Consider the following 16,639-nt stretch of genomic DNA (forward strand, 5'->3'; position numbering starts at 1 on the left):
TCGCGACGTTTCAATGTTTCAAAATCGTCCCGAAATTGCGTTACATCTCGCCTCTGGTGCAAAGTGCGCCCCCGCACAGCGGTGGCGTAGTGTGTCGGAGCACGAGTGGGAATGAATCTTCGGTTCATCGAGACGTTTCTTTGGGTTGCGCGGCTTGGCAGTTTCGCCGCCGCCGCGGACAGGATGAACACCACTCAGGCTGCGATCTCGAACCGTATTGCAACGCTTGAGCGTGATCTCGGCATCCGGCTCTTCGAGCGCGATGCGCGCTGCGTGCGCCTCACGGTTCTCGGTCAGCAGGCTGTCGCGAAGGCGGAGGAGCTTGTCCGGGTGGCGAGCGAGTTTCGCGATACGGTGAGCGATCCGGGGAGCTTGCGCGGCTCGATCCGCATCGGCACCATCGATTCAATCGTCCATGCGTGGTTGCCGCAGTTCATCGAGCGTATCCGGCAACGATATCCAAGCGTTGCGATCGATCTGAACACCGATACGAGCCTCAACATTGCCCGCGATGTGGCAGACCGTAAGATCGATCTCGCCCTGATCATGGGTCCAGTCATCGCGCCGGAACTCGTCAATCTCGATCTTTGCACCTTCGCGTGCACATGGCTTGCCAGTCCTGCTCTCGGCTTGCCCAACAGACCACTTGGGCTCGCCGAGATCGCGAACCAGCCGATCTTGGCCTACTCGAAAGACAGCCAGCCGCATTATCGGGTTTTGAAATTGCTGGAAGAGGCGGGGATAGAAGATCCCACGATCTACAACTCGAATTCGCTCGCCACCATCATCCGCCTCGCGCAGGACGGAATCGGAGTGACGCCGCTTCCGACCGTGATCGTGCGCGAGCAGCTCGCTTCCGGTGCCTTGGTCGCACTCGATGTGACGCCCGCTTTCCCGCCGCTCACCTTCCAGGCGGTCTATTACGATCATCCGGACAATCTCATCTCGGCCGTTGCCGCTCAGATGGCGCAAGAAGTCGCACGCAACTTTTCGCTGGCGCAAAAAGATCGCGCCTCCTGGTGAGCGCGCACGGGCGCAATCCGTTGAAAACGCTCATTGTGCAATGCCAAACAAGCAAAACTTGTCCTGAAGGAAAAGTATTTCGCGTTTGTGCTGGCTTGCCTCGCTCGCCCAACCTGCCGGCCTTGGTTCCAACGGAGGCCGGACGTGAAAGTCAGTCTGATTCAAATGAATTCCGGGGATGATAAGGCGGCGAACCTTAAAACCGCCGCTGCCCTGATCGAGAAAGCTGTGCGCGAGGAGGCCCCCGACCTCATCGTTCTGCCGGAATATTATGCGTTTCTCGGAGAAGGCCGTGACAATGTTCATGGCAGCGCCGAGGAATTTCCCAATGGCGAAGCTTATCGCCTGATGTCGGAATTGGCGGCCAAGCATGGCGTCACGATTCATGCGGGCAGCGTCGTCGAGCGCGCGGGCAACAGCCACTACAACACGACACTGGTTTTCGATCCCAAGGGCAAGGAGATCGCGAAGTATCGCAAGATCCACCTGTTCGATGTCGACACCCCCGGCGGCGTCAGCTACCGCGAATCCGACACGATCAGCCGTGGCGAAGATGTCGTGACCTACAAGGTCGGCGATGTGACGGTCGGCTGCGCCATCTGCTACGATATCCGCTTCCCGGAATTGTTCCGCAAGCTGCGCGACGCCGGCGCCGACGTGATCGTGCTGCCTGCCGCCTTCACCCTCATGACCGGCAAGGATCACTGGGAAGTGCTGGCCCGCGCCCGCGCCATCGAGACACAGACTTACTTCCTGGCTGTCGGTCAAGTTGCGGCTCATGCCGGCGGCAAGAAGTGGTGCTGGGGCCATTCCATGGTCATCGATCCGTGGGGCCACATCGTCGCACAGTGCTCGGATCGTGTGTCCAACACCAGCGCCCGTCTCGATCTCGACTACACGGGCGTCGTGCGCGGCAACGTGCCGGTTGCCCAGCATCACGTTCTATCCTGAGGAGTTCTTCGATGTTCATCGTAAATCCCATGCCGAAGCAGATCTCTCAGGAGCTTGTCACGCTTCTCGAGAAGGTCGAAACCGCGACTGTCGGGCACTTCCTCCACTCAGGCTTTCTCGACCGCGAATTGCGCGCCGTATTGCCTGAGAAGCGTCTCGCCGGAACGGCGGTCACCGTGCGCCTGCCGCACGCGGACAGCACGATTCTGCACTACCTGACCAAGCTCGTCCGTCCGGGCGATATCGTGGTCGTGGATCGCTGCGGTGACGACAAGCATGCCTGCTGGGGCGGCGTCGTCACGCACGCCATGAAGATCGCGGGTGTGAAGGCCGGCATCATCGATGGCCCCGCCACCGATTTCTCGGAGATTCGCAAGGTCGAGATGGGCATGTGGTGCCGCGGCCCCGCGCCGATCACCACCAAGATCCTTGGCCTCGAAGGTGCGATCAACGTTCCCGTGACCGTCGGCGGACAGGTGATCGAGCCGGGCGATGCGATCCTTGCCGATGAGAGCGGCGTGATCGTTCTCAACCCTGCCGATGCCAAGGCTGTGGCCGAGCGCGCCATCGGCATGCAGGAAGCCGAGATCAAGACACTCGAGCGTCTGCGCAACGGCGAGAAGCTGCCGGATCTGTCCGGTGCAACCCGCATCGTGGAAGAGAAACTCCTCCGCCGCGTCGCCTGACGCGGTGGTTTCGAAGAAAAGCAGYATAATCCAGAGGGAATGATCAGATGATGAAAATAAAGACCCTGCTTGGCGTGTCGGCGTTGGCTCTTGCCGCGTCGACGCCCGCTTTCGCCGAAACCGTCACGCTCGCCGCCTATAGCGGCATCTTTCAGGACCACTACGTGAAGGCCGTCGTAGAGCCCTTCATGAAGGCTCATCCGGATATCAAGGTCGAGTTCTACGGGATGCCGAACTCGGCCCAGATGCTCGGCACGCTCCGCGCGCAAAAGGCCGCGCCGCAGATCGACGTCGTCATCATGGACGTCTCGGTGTCGAAGGCCGGTACGGACGAGGGATTGTTCGACAAGGTCGACGAGAGCGTCTCGAAAAATGTCGCCGACCTTTATCCGGCCGCTCGTGCAGAAGGCGTCAACGGCGTCGCGGTGACCTTCGACAATCTCGTGCTGCTCTACAACAAGGATCAGGTGAAGGCCGCTCCGACATCGTGGAATGCCCTTTGGGACAAGCAATATGCGGGCAAGGTCGCTATTCCGGCGGTCCCCGATATCCAGGGCACGACGCTGACCATCATCACCAACAAGATGGCGGGCGGCGACGATTACAAGAAGAGCGTTGAAGCCGGCATCAAGAGGCTCGGCGAACTTGCGCCGAATGTGCAGACCTGGGATCCGAAGCCGGACGTCTACGCGCCTATCGCCAACGGTCAGGCATCGCTCGGCATCGGCTGGAACGCCCGCGCGCAGGTTTACGCCAACAGCTCGGGCGGTAAGCTCGGTGTGGTGCTGCCGCAGGAAGGCAGTGGCTTCCAGATCAACACGATCAACCTGGTGAAGAATGCGCCGAGCAGCAAAGCGGCCAAGACCTTCATCGATTATGCGTTGAAACCCGAGACGCAAGCCGCCTTCACCGAGGAAATGTTCTACGCTCCGACGAATGCGAAAGCGAAGATCTCGGAAGCCGCGCTCAACCGCACGGCAGCGGGCGCGATGGACAAAATGATCGCCATCGACTGGATTGCTGTCGCCGGCGTTCGCGATGCGATCACGGAGCAATGGCGCCGCCGCATCATTCCGCTCAGCCGATAGGCCGATGCGGTTGCGTCGATGTCAAGGTCGGCGCAACCGCACTATTTCCTCTAAGCATGATCGCTCTCGCGCTTCCGGATCATGCCCCGAACTGTTGCAGCCGAAGGCTCGCACGGAGCACGCTATGATGCATCAAAAAATCCACTCCGGGACTCCGACCGCCAACACCGACCGCGAAGTCCATCTGCGCCTCGAAGGGTTGACGAAGCGCTATGGCGATTCCGTGGCTGTCGCGGCTTTGGACCTTGCTGTGCCAAGAGGAGAACTTGTGGCTCTTCTGGGCCCGTCCGGTTGCGGCAAGACGACGACGCTTCGCATGATCGCAGGGCTCATCACGCCGAGCGACGGACGTATCATCGTCGGCAAGAGCGATATCACGTCGTCGCCGACCTACAAGCGCGATATGGGGCTGGTCTTTCAGAGCTATGCCTTGTTCCCACATATGACGGTTGCTAAGAACGTCGCGTTCGGTCTTGAAATGCGCTCCGTGCCGAAATCGGAAATCGAGAAGCGCGTAAAAGAAGCGCTCGCCATGGTGCGGCTGGAAGCGCTATCCGAGCGCAAACCGCGCGAACTGTCAGGCGGCCAGCAGCAGCGCGTGGCGCTTGCCCGTGCGCTTGTGATCCGTCCATCGATCCTGCTTCTTGACGAGCCGCTTTCGAATCTCGACGCGAAGTTACGCGACGAGATGCGGAACGAAATCCGCGACATTCAGCAAAGCCTCGGCATCACCGCCGTGTTCGTGACGCACGATCAGGTAGAAGCGCTCAGCATGTGCGACAAGGTCGTCGTGATGAAGGGCGGCAAGCTCGAACAGATCGGCTCGCCGGTCGATGTGTATGAGACGCCTGCGACGCCGTTCGTGGCCTCTTTTGTCGGCCGCACCAACCGTCTTGAAGGCGTCGCGCACGGCGACGGGACCGTCGTCATCGGAACATCGGTTTTGCGCGTGCCCAGTCGTCCCGGTGGCAATGTCGAGATCATGGTGCGCCCGCACCGCATCAAGCTCACTGACGCCAACGCTGCGCCGGAAGGTTCGGCGGAGAGGTTCAACCGGCTGGCAGGAACTCTCACGCGGGTGACCTTCGTTGGCGACTTGCTGCAATACCACGTGGATGTGGCGGGTGCTGAAGTCATCGTGGAAGCCGCGTCCGACAATGGCCGAGGCTTCTGGTCGGCCGGAGCTCCCGTCGCGCTCACATGGCGCGTGGAAGATACGATGGTGTTCGGGAGGGGTGCATGAGTGCCGTCGTTGCCGTCCAACCCGCACCGGCGATGCCGGGTCTGGCTCTTGGCAGGGCCGGAACGGCCACGGCACTGCTTCTGCCCATCGCACTCATCAACGCCATCGGATTTCTTCTTCCCGTCCTCAACCTCTTGAGGATGTCGTTCAACGAAGCCCTGTCGGGCGGCGGTATTCGTGAGACTTTCACGCTCGCGAACTGGAGCGGCCTTTTCGGGGACTCGTTTTATCTCGAACTGATCGTCAATTCTGTCCTGGTGAGTCTCGGCATCACCTTTGCCACGTTGATCGTATCCTATCCGATCGCGCTCTACCTTCATCGCAGTTCGGGGCGTTGGCGCACGTTTCTGACGGTGCTCGTGATCTCGCCGCTGCTCACATCCGCCGTAGTACGCACCTATGGTTGGATCGCATTGCTTGCGGACCAAGGTCCTATCGTCAACGCTATCGCCGCATTCGGCTTCACGCCGCCCCGCCTGATGTTCAACACCACCGGGGTCGTGATCGGTCTGACAGAAATCCTCATGCCTTATATGATCCTGTCGCTTCTCGCCGGATTCGGGCGTCTCGATCCCCGCGTGGAGGAGGCCGCGATGTCGCTCGGCGCGCCGCCGGGCAAGACCTTCTGGCGGGTCATTCTGCCGCTGACGCTTCCCGGCATCGCGCTTGGTTGCCTGCTCTGCTTCGTGCTGGCGGTGTCGTCTTTCATCACACCGAAACTCCTCGGGGGAGGGCGCGTCTTCCTGCTCGCCACGGAAATCTACGACCAGGCCATCGTCACGCTGAACTGGCCGCTCGCCGCGACACTTTCAATCCTCGTGCTCGTGATCTTCGGTGCTGCGCTTGCCGTCTATGCCCGCGTGTTGCGCGTGATCGAGTAGGAACCCAACCATGGATGCAAACACTACATCTCTCACTATGAAGGTTCTCGTCGCGGTCCTGTTCCTGTTTCTGCTCGCGCCCGTGATCCTGGTCGTGCCGATTTCGTTCAGCGGGGAGCAGATTCTCTCGTTCCCGCCTGCGAGCTGGTCCTTCCGCTGGTACGCGGCGCTTTTGAACAACACGGCGATGATCTCGGCTTTCTGGACGAGTCTTCTGCTGGGAGCCATCGTCACCGTTCTGTCGCTCGCAGCCGCGATCCCTGCCGCGTACGTGATCGTGCGGATGCGGACGGCGGGGTCGGGCTTCCTCTATAATTTTTTCACCGCGCCGCTGCTGCTGCCGACCATCGTCCTCGGTCTCGCCATCCTCATCGTCTTCGCATCGATTGGATTTCTGGGCACCTTCACGGGGTTGGTGATCGGGCATCTCGTCATCACCATGCCCTATGCCTTGCGTGTTCTGGCGACGACGCTCGGCAATCTGCCACTCGCCTGCGAGGAGGCCGCCGCGACGCTTGGAGGTCGTCCAATCACGGTGTTTCGGCGCGTGACGCTTCCGATGATGGCGCCGGGCATCGTCGCAGCGACGGCTTTGTGCTTCCTCGTCTCGTTCGACGAAGTCGTGATCACGCTGTTCCTGACCGGGCCGCGCCTGAGCACATTGCCGGTTCAATTGTTCCACCACGTGGAAAGCCGCGCCGATCCATTGGTGGCGAGCGTATCGGTGCTCCTGATCTTCCTCACCCTCGCGGTGGTGATGATCGTCGACCGCACGGTGGGCCTCTCGAAGACCTTCGTGAAGTAGTTGCTTAGGGCGGGCGGGAGTTCAGTCCGGGCCGTCTACAGCATGGGACCTGATTGTCAGTCCAATTGTTGCGGTCTCAAGGACGTCAGTCCTTTCGAACTGACTTGTTCTAGAAAGAGATCGATTCTGCCGAACCGATCAGTTCATCGCGTTGGTCTGGGGGGCGCCCATGCGTGCGGCTTCCGCAACCATCAAAAGGGCCTCGCCGAGTTCCCGAGCATGCTCAGGAGTCATCGCGACCGGCATCTGGTGGCGAATGCCTTGCCGGAATTCATCCGGTGTTGCGGCCAATTCAATCACCATCATCGCATCGCGGCCGTCGAGCGTGCCAACGGAGAAGCTGGTGAGGGCGCCAACCGCGTCGAGATCCAGATCCAGGCTCATTGCTTGTTATCCTATTTACGTAACGAGGCGAATTTAGCCGTGGCACCTGGTCTTGTCTGCTCTCTGCGCAGAGAGTGGATATTGTATCTCTTTTAGGATCTCCATTATGCTGCCTTCATTTGACGTATTCGCCAAACTAAAAAGCGTGACATCGATATCGCTATATCTGAAAAGTAGATTTCATAAGCTTATAAATTTAAGATTCTGAATTTTGATTCAGCTCTCTCGATGGAAATGGGGAGGTATTTTTTTGAAGTTGGGGCAAGAAATCCCAAATATCACGATTCAATTGTTTCAATCCAGCAATCGTCTTGACCAATTCCTGCATTCGAGGAGCGTCCATGGCTCGACTCTCGCCAAGTGTCAGGCCACGCGGGGTTTCCTTGATCTTCATGGCATGAGTATGAGTGATGTCGCCGCGAGGGCCAACTTCGTACATGCAGTGATTGAATTCATTGCGGGTGCGCGTGTACTCGTTGAAACGCGTGATGAGGCGCTCAAGGGTCTTGGCCGCGTCCTTGTCCCTGAGCTTGGCCTTTGCCAGACGTTGAACGAGGTCGAGCCGCGCGCGTGTCGTGTTCAACGTTGCGAACACGATGGCGGCCGAAACTTCGTCCGTCTCGAGAAGCAACATGAGAACATAAATGAACATGCTCTCGTTGTTCGACCAGCTGAAGACGAGATTGCCGATCAACGCCAGAACCATCGTGCGGTGATCGGCCGTGTCGATCGCCGCCGCCTCGATGGCACCGAAGTCGGGCTTAGGGGGAAGCCGCGTTGGCATGTCACCTCCTGGATTGGCCATTCGGCATAGCTGAACGATCCGAACTCGCCTCGCCCACCGCAGATGGATATTATAGTTCCATCCATCTTGAAGGCGATGGCACGACGGAATCCATGAGGCTGCCATGCTGCAACTGTGGAAAGCGCGTCGCGGTCGGAAAGCAGCAGTCGCGGCGATTACTCCCTTCGTCGCGCGGACCCGCGTCAATTTTGGCGGCATTCCGGATAGCGCCTGGTGCGATGCTTACCTTGTCGGATTCCTCGCAATGCTGGCGACACTCCTCGCGCACGAAGTCGTCAGCGATATGCGATCCGATGCCCTCGGCTTGGTTCAGGCAGAGACATTGGCTGAGTTGAGCGGTCTACGGACCGCTCTTCTGGGCGAAGGGATTTTTACGTTGAGCCTTGATCGAGACGAGCAGTTTGAGGAAGGCTGCCAGATGGCCTCAGCTTTCTATTCTGCATTGCATAGCGTCGCCCCCGAGTTGCGCGCTTCAGACCCGGAAATTCTATCTCTGTGGCGGCAATATTTTGATGAGCATCTCGTCGTCATACCCGGAGCGCTTGATGGGGAAACTGCTTAAGACGGGCGAGTTACCCCCTTTGCACGGCTGGACGGTTCACCGACTCTGGTATGTACTCTCCGCTCTTTCGCTCCAATCGATGAATCTATCCGGCGAAAGATATTGTAGTGCGAGTGTAGATCCCCACAGGGACATATTGGTCCCGCTCTTGGTGAGGTGGCGAGAGGCGAACTCCCTACTGCCAAAGCAGAGGGACGATACGAAGCTTCTCAAATTATATGGAATAAGAAAGTCTTTTCGGAGGCTCCCGTGCCCGCTGCAATGGGAGATACTGAGTCATTGCGCTGAAATGTACGCATTTCGATCACGAAAGAAGACGGAGAAACTCTCTGAAGCAGTTTGATGCGGCTCCGGCCGGCGTCGAAAAAAATGCAAAGGAGGTGTTGCTATAGGTCTCTGGTTGCAAGCTCAAATTAGTCCCGGCGCGGATCACTCGGATTACATCTGAGGCACTCGATTTCGTTCCGGAAAATCCGTCAACCAACTTCGGCATCGTGAAGGCCTGTCGTCGCACACGTAGATGATGAGCGGCTACCGGCGGATCGTTGACCGAAAAGCAAGGAATACGGTCATGGCTAACGAAAATAGCGGCAATATCGCGGCTGCCATCGCAGGTTTCGCATTCGTCGACAGCGCCAATGACGACAGCACCAACGACAGCAACAACGACAACAGCACCAACACGGATGTGAATGTCGAACTCGCCGATAGCTTTAATGACAACAGTGACAATAGCGATAACAGCGATAACAGCGATAATAGTGACAACAGCGACAATAGCGATAACAGCGTCACCGATAGCTATAACGACAATAGTGATAATAGTGACAACAGCGACAATAGCGTCGATGTTGCCTTGTCAGACGTGCTGAATGACAAGAGCGTCACGGACAGCTATAACGACAATAGCGATAACAGCGACAACAGTGATAACAGCGACAACAGTGTCAATACCACAGTCGACGTCGCGCTGACGGACGCTTTCAACGACAAGAGCGTGACCGACAGCTACAACGACAACAGCGACAATAGTGACAACAGCGTCAACACAACAGTCGATGTCGCCTTGGACGATGCCTTCAACGATAAGAGCGTGAACGACAGCTACAATGACAGCAGCGATCATAGTGATCACAGCTTCAACCTGGACGTTGCAATCAGTGACTCGTTCAATACGAGCGATACCGATTGGCTCGATCTTGATGGCGTGGCTTTCGATGCGATGACGATTTTGGAAAATGCGTTGAATGGTGACGGCAACGACAATGCATTCAGCATCAATCAGATCAGTGAGTTGACGGACAACGACTCGGTTACCTCGCCGACGCTTACGAGCAGCGCAGATTGGAGCCAGACGTCCGACCCCGTCGGTGGATGGGCCCAGGGGAGCCAGAACGAGAGCGGGAACTTCGGTTCCAACAACGGCGACGACGGCACGGCCAATTCGAGTGCCAATGCGGCTGGTTCCTCCCATCTCGAGGCCTTTAACCAGAACATCTCTCTCGGCGCCAACATTCAATACAACACGGTCGATCTGACAGTGGTCGGCGGAGATAGTTCAGGCGACGCATAAGCTCCTGTCCGAAGAAGAGAGCCCGTGCAGCACGCTGCACGGGCTTGATCCCTGGCACGGTGTATCCGCGCTAACAGGAGTAAAACATGATCCAGGGAAGCACGACCGAGCTTATCTGGCACTTCGCCGGGTATCTTCATGTCGCGAAGGACTATATCGCGACCCGGTTGAACTACGACGAAATCTCCTACGACTATCGCATTGCCGATTTTCGCTCCGCCGACGTCGGTCTTGCATCCTCGCGATACGAACTGGCTGATATCAAATCCATGCCGGTTCGGGTGACGCTTAATCAGAATACCCCGCATGGCGATACAAGTTTCTGGCAAAACCACGAACACGTGCAGAATCATGCGGTGCTGGCGCCGGCGACTCCAAGTTCTCCCTGGCTGCCGGACCATCATCTGGAGTTCAGTTTCGGCGGAGGCCTAGAGAGCCTCACCGGCATTCATATGATCAACCGCTTCGTTTATATCCGGCACGTCCCTTCCGTGCCGGATCTGCCGGCGGAGCCGCCCGAGCCGACTTATAAGATCGCGTATACTCCGGGTGGCGATGATAAGATCGCCGATTTGAACCAAATCAATGTCGCGACTGATCGCGATGTATTCACGGATGGTCCTCCCGAGTACGATGTTTTGCACCCTATTGTGAGCACCGAGGCCCTGCCGGCCATGATAAGTGCCGCAGAGGAGTTTATCCCGGATTTAAGCGTTCAGCCTGGGACAGCGTCTAAATTCTGGACCGAGACGGTCATAGAGCACAATGAAGCCTTGAAGTCGGGAGAGGAAACGGAAACTCCTCTCGAGCCCGGACGATATGTTAACGGCGAGCTTCAGGTCGACACCCCCCACGAAGCGCCGCCTAAATTCACACCTCCCACTCCCCCCGAACATCTGGAAGACGACACCGATCCGGCGCAGGTTGCGCAGCTTGGATCGAACGAGGCGCAAAACTTGGCGCTTATCGCGGATCTCAACGAGGCTCCGTCAACGCTCGTCGTCGTTGGAGATTATTTCGAAACGAACGCCATCTATCAAACGAACATTCTGCGGGACCAGGACCGGATCTTCGATGCCGGCGGCTCGCCGACGCCGGTCCAAAACGAGACCGGTCCCATCGATAACATCGCGACCTTCACCGCGAAGGAACTGGTGAAGCAAGGCGTCGTTTCGGACGCGAATATCGGAAACCTGAACGTCAAAATCGAATTCGTCGAAGGCAATCTAGTCGACGTCAAGACGCTCATACAGCGGAATCTTTTGCAGGACGGCGATGTTTCCATTCAGACGAAGTTCGACGCTTATGCGGAAATCCATACCGGTGAGGGAGAGCAATACAACGTCGCGAAGTTTGTCGATTGGGGTAAGCACTACGATCTCATCATCGTCCTTGGAGACTACCATTCCGCCAATATCATTTCTCAGACCAATATCGTTTTCGACAACGACGTGATCGGCGTCGGTTCGTCATCGGGCGCTGGAACGGTCTTCTCCGGGCAAAACTCCCTCGTGAACGACGCCGCGATCACAAAATACGGAGCGACGACGTTTGCGGGCCTGACGGGGAATATTTCCGAAATCGTCGATGCGCTGGGTGAAAAAGGCGACCTCAGCCGGGAGACCTGGTCGAACATTCACGGCGCCGCCACGGGGACGTTGAATGTCCTCTTCGTGACCGGCGATTATTACGATCTCAACATCATCTCGCAAGTCAACGTCATCTCCGACGCCGATCTCGCTGTGCAACTGGGCCTGACGGATCAGGGCTCCGGTCTTCAATGGTTGTCGACGGGTGGGAATCTGGCGAGCAATCACGCTGAAATCGTCAATGCCGGTGGTGTCTATGCGCAATATCTCGGTGGCGATTTCTACGAAGATTCCGTTCTTGTCCAGGCCAATCTCGTGTCGGAAGGAACGGAGACGACAACCACCGATCCGACGGCTCTTGTCTCCGAACTGGTTGCATTCATGGACCATTCGGCGGGTCCCTCAAGCGATGAAATGACGTGGACGAAGGACATCTTCAGCAATCAGGACATCTTTAGTCATGTCCTGACTTAAATCCGCTCTCACAATGCCGACGTGATCGGGGGATAGAATGCTTGTGAAAGGCCACTTGAGGCTTCTGCCGGAGCCGCTTCGAACGTCATCCGCCTCCAAGTCAAGCGAGACGTCTCTGTCGTCCATGCTTGCGCAGTTGGAAGACGATTATCGACGACGTTCGGCTGATCGCTATATCGCTCCCGAAGCGCACGCATCGTTCCAATCGGCGGCAACCGCAAACATATCGGAGACTGAAAAACGCAGTACTACAACCGAGGCCGCAGGCGGAGCCGTTTCGCGCGCGGTGGATGATGGTGCAACACAAACTGTTCCCCACCGTGCCGACGTTGTCGATCTAAAAGGGAAATCCGAGGGGCCCACCACGTTCCAGCCGTCGCAATTACGCCCCGCGAATCCGGAACCGGGTCGCAAATCGGGCGGCAGGGCGCCGGATGGCCCCTCGACAGGAGGCGGCAATGGCGGCGGGGGGAGCAGGGGAGGAGGACGCGGCCCGGGTGGCCCTCCACCATTGCAGCAGCGCTCCGGCGACCGCGATTTCCGCGAGGTTCTCAGCAAGGGGCTGGCTGCCTGCCGTCGAAACCTCATCACGGTCACGATCTTCTCGTTCTTCGTCAACATGCTTGTTCTGGCGATCCCGATCTACCTGTTCAATATCTCGGATCGTGTGCTGACAAGCCGGAGTCTCGACACGCTCGCCATGTTGTCGCTTGTCGTTGTCGGTGCCGTTCTCGCGCATGTTCTGATGGACATGATGCGCCGTTTCATTCTGATGCGGATCGCAGTCGAAGCCGAAAGTAAACTTGGTGCTCCCGTGCTGAGCGCCGCCGCGAAGGCTTCGCAAAGCGGATCGAGCAAGGAGTTTCAGACGCTGTCGGATCTTCAGCATATTCGAGGCTTTCTGACCGGCCCTGTACTCCTCATGATGCTCGATGCACCCGTGGCGCCGGTTTACCTGTTGGCGGTTTTTCTGATCCACCCGCAGTTGGGATACATCGTCGGCGGAACTGGCGCGGTGTTGCTGATCGTTGCCGCGTTGAACCAGAAGCTGACCGCCGTTCCGTTCGCGCGCGCCAATTCCTACGCCGCACGGGCAAATCTTCAAGCCGATGCGATGGCGCGCAACTCACAGGTCATCAATGCGATGGGCATGATCCCCGAGGGCGTTCTCATGTGGGGGCGGGAAACGGGCGAATCCCTCAAAGCGCAAGTGGTCGCACAGGACCGGAACATCATGATGACCGGCCTTTCGAAATTCGTTCGCCTTTCAACCCAGATCGGCATTCTCGGGTGGGGGGCCTGGCTGTCGATGGGGGGAGAGTTGACCGGCGGTATGGTCATTGCGGCCTCGATCGTCGCAAGCCGCGCTTTGGCACCGGTCGAAGGCACCATCGAAGGGTGGCGCAATTTCGTCCAAGCCCGCTCTGCCTACGGTCGTATCAAATCGCTGTTGCAGAACTCGCCTTTGAATTTGGAGCGACTGCGCCTTCCGCAGCCGCGTGGTCATTTGAGCGTCGAGCGTGTTCTTTATGTTCCACCGCCGAACAAGAAGGTGATCCTCAACGGCATCACGTTTCAGCTCGAGCCTGGCGAATCCCTTGCGATTGTCGGCGCGTCGGGCACGGGCAAGTCGACGCTCGGGCGCATGCTGGTCGGTTCGATTGTGCCGACCGCGGGGAGCGTGCGGCTCGATATGATGGATCTGCGGAATTGGGATCCGCGTCAATTCGGCGAGAGTGTCGGATATCTTCCACAAGATGTGCAGCTCTTCCCCGCTTCGATCAAGGCAAACATCGCGCGCATGCGTGAAGACGTGACGGATGACGAGATCTTCGATGCGGCAGATCTTGCGGATGTTCACGAGATGATTTCGCAATTTTCCCAAGGCTATGAAACCATTGTCGGGATGGATGGCAGCCCGCTTTCGGGAGGCCAGAAGCAGCGTATCGGGCTCGCCCGCGCCTTTTTCGGGTCGCCTCGGCTCGTCGTGCTCGACGAGCCGAACTCAAATCTCGATTTTCCAGGTGAGCAAGCTTTGGGACGCGCGCTTACGCGCGCCAAGGAGCGCGGCATAACGATCATTGCCATCACGCAAAGGCCGGCTCTGTTGAAGAGCGTCGACAAGATCATGATGCTGAAGGAAGGTTCCGTTCAAGCGTTCGGAAAACGCGATGACATCATCCCTCTGATGAGTAATCGCCGCGCGCAGGACGCTCCTCCGATCATCGACAATTGAGGAGGGAGCGGCAATGACTTTGGTCCCAGTGCCAATTCCTTCGAAACGGCGCGAGTGGTATGATGACGTTCCACGCAATACACGGCTTCCGACCTTGATGGGCATTGGGATCCTTGCCTTCGCCGTCATGGGCTTTGGTTATTGGGGAAGCGTTGCGCCTATCGCCGGTGCGGTCGTGACGCCGGGTGCGTTCGTGGCGACGGGTCAAAACAAGCTCGTGCAGCATCTCGAAGGCGGTGTCATTCGAGATATCCTCGTGCGGGAGGGTGACATGGTCGAGCCGGGCCAGGCGCTGGTTCTGCTGGACGAGACGACGCCTCGCGCGGAACTGCGACGACTGGCTTTGAGAGAAGCGCGACTTCTCGCCATCGAAACACGCCTTCGGACGGAGATCGCGGAAGAGCGCGAGATCGCGTTTCCGGAGGGGCTGACGGCGAGGCAGGAATCGGACGCTGAGGTTGCGACGATCATCAAGGCGCAACGTGCAACGCTCGATGCTCATCGCAGGAGTCAACAAAGCGAGATCGTTTCCATCGAAACCGGCATCGATGCGCTCAAAGAACAGATCAAGGGCAGCACGACGCAACTCGCTTCGGTGCGCCAACAGATCGCCTATTTCGAGGAAGAGCTTGAAGCCAAGGAGCAGCTTCTCAAGAGCGGTCTCATCCGGAAGTCGGAAGTGCTTGCATTGCAGCGTGCGCGCGCCAATCTGCAAGGCGAGGTCGGGAGGATCAGCGGCGTCATCGGCGATTCAAAAGAGCGCATTGCCCGTTCCGAAGAGCAGATTGTCGGAGTGCGCAACACGGCCATTAAAGCCGCCGTCGAGCAGTTGCATGAGACGCTCGGAGAATTGGCGGATGTGCGCGAACGCATTCTGGCATCGACCCGTGTGCTGGAACGGATCAAGATCACGTCGCCTGTGAAGGGTGTCGTGGTGAAACTGCGATATCACACGCCCGGCGGCGTCGTGGAGGCAGGCAAAACGGTTATGGAAATCGTGCCGCTGGAAGACAACCTTCTGATCGAGGTCAAGATTCGCCCTCAAGACATCGAGAATGTCAGGATCGGCCAGAAGGCCGTGATCCGGCTGACGGCTTTCAAACAACGCATCACGCCGATGGTCGCAGGCGAAGTGGTCTACGTGTCCGCCGATGCACTCCCCGATGAGAAAAGCGGTCAGATGTCCCGTAGCGACGTCTATGTGGCGCGTGTGACGCCGGATCCCACGGAAGTGTCGAAGATCCATGGTTTTGCCCCGACGCCGGGCATGCCGGCCGAGGTTTACATCAAAACGGCCGAGCGCACCTTCATCGAATACTTGTTGCAGCCGATCAAGGACAGCATGTCCCGCGCTTTCCGCGAGATGTGATGCTTCGGTTTTACCCGGTCACGGTCACGGTCGCCAAAGCGACTTTTGCGATGGCAATATCCTGAACGGCGAGCCCCGTCAGATCGGCGATCGTGATGTCGCTTTCTTGGCGCGAAAGAAGACCTCCCGCGTTGAGCACCTCGCCGATCTCAAGGCACTCGGCGGGATCGACAGCCTTCATCGCAACCGCCGTAGCGATCTCACCATGATCCGTGCATTGCGGACGTGAATCGACCATGATCGCGTTTGCGCGGCCGACAAGCTGAACGGCCAATTCCTGCTTTCCGGGGGCATCGGCTCCGACGGCGGTGATGTGCGTGCCCGGCTTTATCCAGGCGGCTTGGAGAAGTGGCGCTTTAGACGGCGTCGTGGTGATGATGATGTCGGAGGTGCGGCAAAGCTGCTCCAGCGAGGCGGCTTCGCAAACGTCGATGCCAAATGTTGCCATGTCAGCCCGGTAGGCCGCGATCTTTTCAGGCGAGCGACCCCAGACCTGAATTTCGAGATTACGATCCTTCAGAATATGGCGAAGCGCCCGCAGCTGAAGGCGACCTTGAGTGCCCGTTCCGACAATGCCGACGCGGAAGGCGTCCTTCCTGCACATGATTTGCGTCGCGATGGCGCCCGCGAGTCCGGTTCTGAGATCCGTCAGCCAGCCTTCATCCTGCAAGAGGGCGACAGGTTCTCCCGTCTTCGCGGAAAACACTATCGACAACCCGTTGCTGCTCGGAAGGGCCGTCTCGACATTGCGATAGAAGCCTGTCGAGACCTTGATGACGAAGAGTGGGTCGCCTTCCATATGGCCGTACTTGATATGGCAATCTCCGTCGGCTTCCGGGAAACCGAGATAACCCACCGGCGGCATCGAGACTTTTCCCGCTGAAGCCGCCTTGAAACCTTCCTTCAAGGCGTCGATGGCGTGGTCCCAATCGATCCGTTTCTGGATTTCCTCACGGCGCAGGATCAGCAT

Annotated in this window: 15 protein-coding genes; 12 read left to right on the top strand and 3 right to left on the bottom strand. The window is 58.2% G+C overall.

Annotated features, from left to right (window positions below; genetic code table 11):
• The first annotated feature begins 111 nt into the window (after nt 1-111).
• From AB4072_RS07345 to AB4072_RS07375, 7 genes are all read left to right on the top strand, one after another.
• A complete protein-coding gene (locus AB4072_RS07345) occupies nt 112-1,023 on the top strand; it encodes a LysR family transcriptional regulator (protein ID WP_441966701.1) in 912 nt (303 codons plus the stop codon).
• Nucleotides 1,024-1,167: 144 nt separating this feature from the next.
• The gene (locus tag AB4072_RS07350) at nt 1,168-1,974 is read left to right on the top strand and encodes a carbon-nitrogen hydrolase family protein (RefSeq protein WP_441966703.1); all 807 of its coding nucleotides are present in this window, start codon (nt 1,168-1,170) and stop codon (nt 1,972-1,974) included.
• A gap of 11 nt (nt 1,975-1,985) precedes the next feature.
• Complete coding sequence (locus AB4072_RS07355; RefSeq protein ID WP_441966705.1) at nt 1,986-2,660, top strand: RraA family protein; 675 nt, start codon at nt 1,986-1,988, stop codon at nt 2,658-2,660.
• A 47-nt stretch (nt 2,661-2,707) separates the two neighbouring features.
• The gene (locus AB4072_RS07360; RefSeq protein WP_441966707.1) at nt 2,708-3,748 is read left to right on the top strand and encodes an ABC transporter substrate-binding protein; all 1,041 of its coding nucleotides are present in this window, start codon (nt 2,708-2,710) and stop codon (nt 3,746-3,748) included.
• 124 nt (nt 3,749-3,872) lie between these two features.
• Nucleotides 3,873-4,991 carry an ABC transporter ATP-binding protein gene (locus AB4072_RS07365; protein WP_441966709.1) on the top strand — a complete coding sequence of 373 codons (1,119 nt, stop codon included), beginning with the start codon at nt 3,873-3,875 and terminating at the stop codon, nt 4,989-4,991.
• A gap of 32 nt (nt 4,992-5,023) precedes the next feature.
• Nucleotides 5,024-5,872: an ABC transporter permease gene (locus AB4072_RS07370; protein WP_441967260.1), complete on the top strand. Its 849-nt coding sequence runs from the start codon at nt 5,024-5,026 to the stop codon at nt 5,870-5,872.
• Nucleotides 5,873-5,882: 10 nt separating this feature from the next.
• Nucleotides 5,883-6,677, top strand: coding sequence for an ABC transporter permease (locus AB4072_RS07375; protein WP_441966711.1), 795 nt, complete (start codon nt 5,883-5,885; stop codon nt 6,675-6,677).
• 138 nt (nt 6,678-6,815) lie between these two features.
• On the opposite strand, the gene AB4072_RS07380 is transcribed toward AB4072_RS07375, so the two are convergent.
• Nucleotides 6,816-7,061: a hypothetical protein gene (locus AB4072_RS07380; RefSeq protein WP_441966712.1), complete on the bottom strand. Its 246-nt coding sequence runs from the start codon at nt 7,059-7,061 to the stop codon at nt 6,816-6,818.
• Between the two features lie 196 nt (nt 7,062-7,257).
• Nucleotides 7,258-7,845 (bottom strand): hypothetical protein, encoded by a 588-nt coding sequence (locus tag AB4072_RS07385; RefSeq protein ID WP_441966714.1) that lies wholly within the window; start codon nt 7,843-7,845, stop codon nt 7,258-7,260.
• A 124-nt stretch (nt 7,846-7,969) separates the two neighbouring features.
• Here AB4072_RS07385 and AB4072_RS07390 point away from each other — a divergent pair, with 124 nt between their 5' ends.
• From AB4072_RS07390 to AB4072_RS07410, 5 genes are all read left to right on the top strand, one after another.
• A complete protein-coding gene (locus AB4072_RS07390) occupies nt 7,970-8,428 on the top strand; it encodes a hypothetical protein (RefSeq protein ID WP_441966715.1) in 459 nt (152 codons plus the stop codon).
• Between the two features lie 571 nt (nt 8,429-8,999).
• Nucleotides 9,000-10,001, top strand: coding sequence for a hypothetical protein (locus AB4072_RS07395; RefSeq protein WP_441966717.1), 1,002 nt, complete (start codon nt 9,000-9,002; stop codon nt 9,999-10,001).
• Between the two features lie 86 nt (nt 10,002-10,087).
• Entirely contained in the window at nt 10,088-12,064 is a 1,977-nt protein-coding gene (locus tag AB4072_RS07400; protein WP_441966719.1) for a hypothetical protein, read from the top strand.
• 37 nt (nt 12,065-12,101) lie between these two features.
• A complete protein-coding gene (locus tag AB4072_RS07405) occupies nt 12,102-14,300 on the top strand; it encodes a type I secretion system permease/ATPase (RefSeq protein ID WP_441966720.1) in 2,199 nt (732 codons plus the stop codon).
• A gap of 13 nt (nt 14,301-14,313) precedes the next feature.
• Nucleotides 14,314-15,669, top strand: coding sequence for an HlyD family type I secretion periplasmic adaptor subunit (locus AB4072_RS07410; RefSeq protein WP_441966721.1), 1,356 nt, complete (start codon nt 14,314-14,316; stop codon nt 15,667-15,669).
• A 10-nt stretch (nt 15,670-15,679) separates the two neighbouring features.
• Here the strand turns inward: AB4072_RS07410 and AB4072_RS07415 are convergent, their stop codons facing one another.
• Nucleotides 15,680-16,639 carry an ornithine cyclodeaminase family protein gene (locus tag AB4072_RS07415; protein WP_441966722.1) on the bottom strand — a complete coding sequence of 320 codons (960 nt, stop codon included), beginning with the start codon at nt 16,637-16,639 and terminating at the stop codon, nt 15,680-15,682.

Origin of the sequence: Microvirga sp. 2MCAF38 (assembly GCF_052115485.1) — a bacterium.
Taxonomy (GTDB): Bacteria; Pseudomonadota; Alphaproteobacteria; order Rhizobiales; family Beijerinckiaceae; genus Microvirga.

What these genes read in the sequence shown, in the direction of transcription:
- AB4072_RS07360 (WP_441966707.1), top strand. Translation starts at nt 2,708, where the DNA reads ATGATGAAAATAAAGACCCTGCTTGGCGTGTCGGCGTTGGCTCTTGCC.
- AB4072_RS07410 (WP_441966721.1), top strand. Translation starts at nt 14,314, where the DNA reads ATGACTTTGGTCCCAGTGCCAATTCCTTCGAAACGGCGCGAGTGGTAT.
- AB4072_RS07405 (WP_441966720.1), top strand. Translation starts at nt 12,102, where the DNA reads ATGCTTGTGAAAGGCCACTTGAGGCTTCTGCCGGAGCCGCTTCGAACG.
- AB4072_RS07370 (WP_441967260.1), top strand. Translation starts at nt 5,024, where the DNA reads ATGCCGGGTCTGGCTCTTGGCAGGGCCGGAACGGCCACGGCACTGCTT.
- AB4072_RS07400 (WP_441966719.1), top strand. Translation starts at nt 10,088, where the DNA reads ATGATCCAGGGAAGCACGACCGAGCTTATCTGGCACTTCGCCGGGTAT.
- AB4072_RS07380 (WP_441966712.1), bottom strand. Translation starts at nt 7,061, where the DNA reads ATGAGCCTGGATCTGGATCTCGACGCGGTTGGCGCCCTCACCAGCTTC.
- AB4072_RS07385 (WP_441966714.1), bottom strand. Translation starts at nt 7,845, where the DNA reads ATGCCAACGCGGCTTCCCCCTAAGCCCGACTTCGGTGCCATCGAGGCG.
- AB4072_RS07355 (WP_441966705.1), top strand. Translation starts at nt 1,986, where the DNA reads ATGTTCATCGTAAATCCCATGCCGAAGCAGATCTCTCAGGAGCTTGTC.
- AB4072_RS07390 (WP_441966715.1), top strand. Translation starts at nt 7,970, where the DNA reads ATGCTGCAACTGTGGAAAGCGCGTCGCGGTCGGAAAGCAGCAGTCGCG.
- AB4072_RS07375 (WP_441966711.1), top strand. Translation starts at nt 5,883, where the DNA reads ATGGATGCAAACACTACATCTCTCACTATGAAGGTTCTCGTCGCGGTC.
- AB4072_RS07365 (WP_441966709.1), top strand. Translation starts at nt 3,873, where the DNA reads ATGATGCATCAAAAAATCCACTCCGGGACTCCGACCGCCAACACCGAC.
- AB4072_RS07345 (WP_441966701.1), top strand. Translation starts at nt 112, where the DNA reads ATGAATCTTCGGTTCATCGAGACGTTTCTTTGGGTTGCGCGGCTTGGC.
- AB4072_RS07395 (WP_441966717.1), top strand. Translation starts at nt 9,000, where the DNA reads ATGGCTAACGAAAATAGCGGCAATATCGCGGCTGCCATCGCAGGTTTC.
- AB4072_RS07415 (WP_441966722.1), bottom strand. Translation starts at nt 16,639, where the DNA reads ATGCTGATCCTGCGCCGTGAGGAAATCCAGAAACGGATCGATTGGGAC.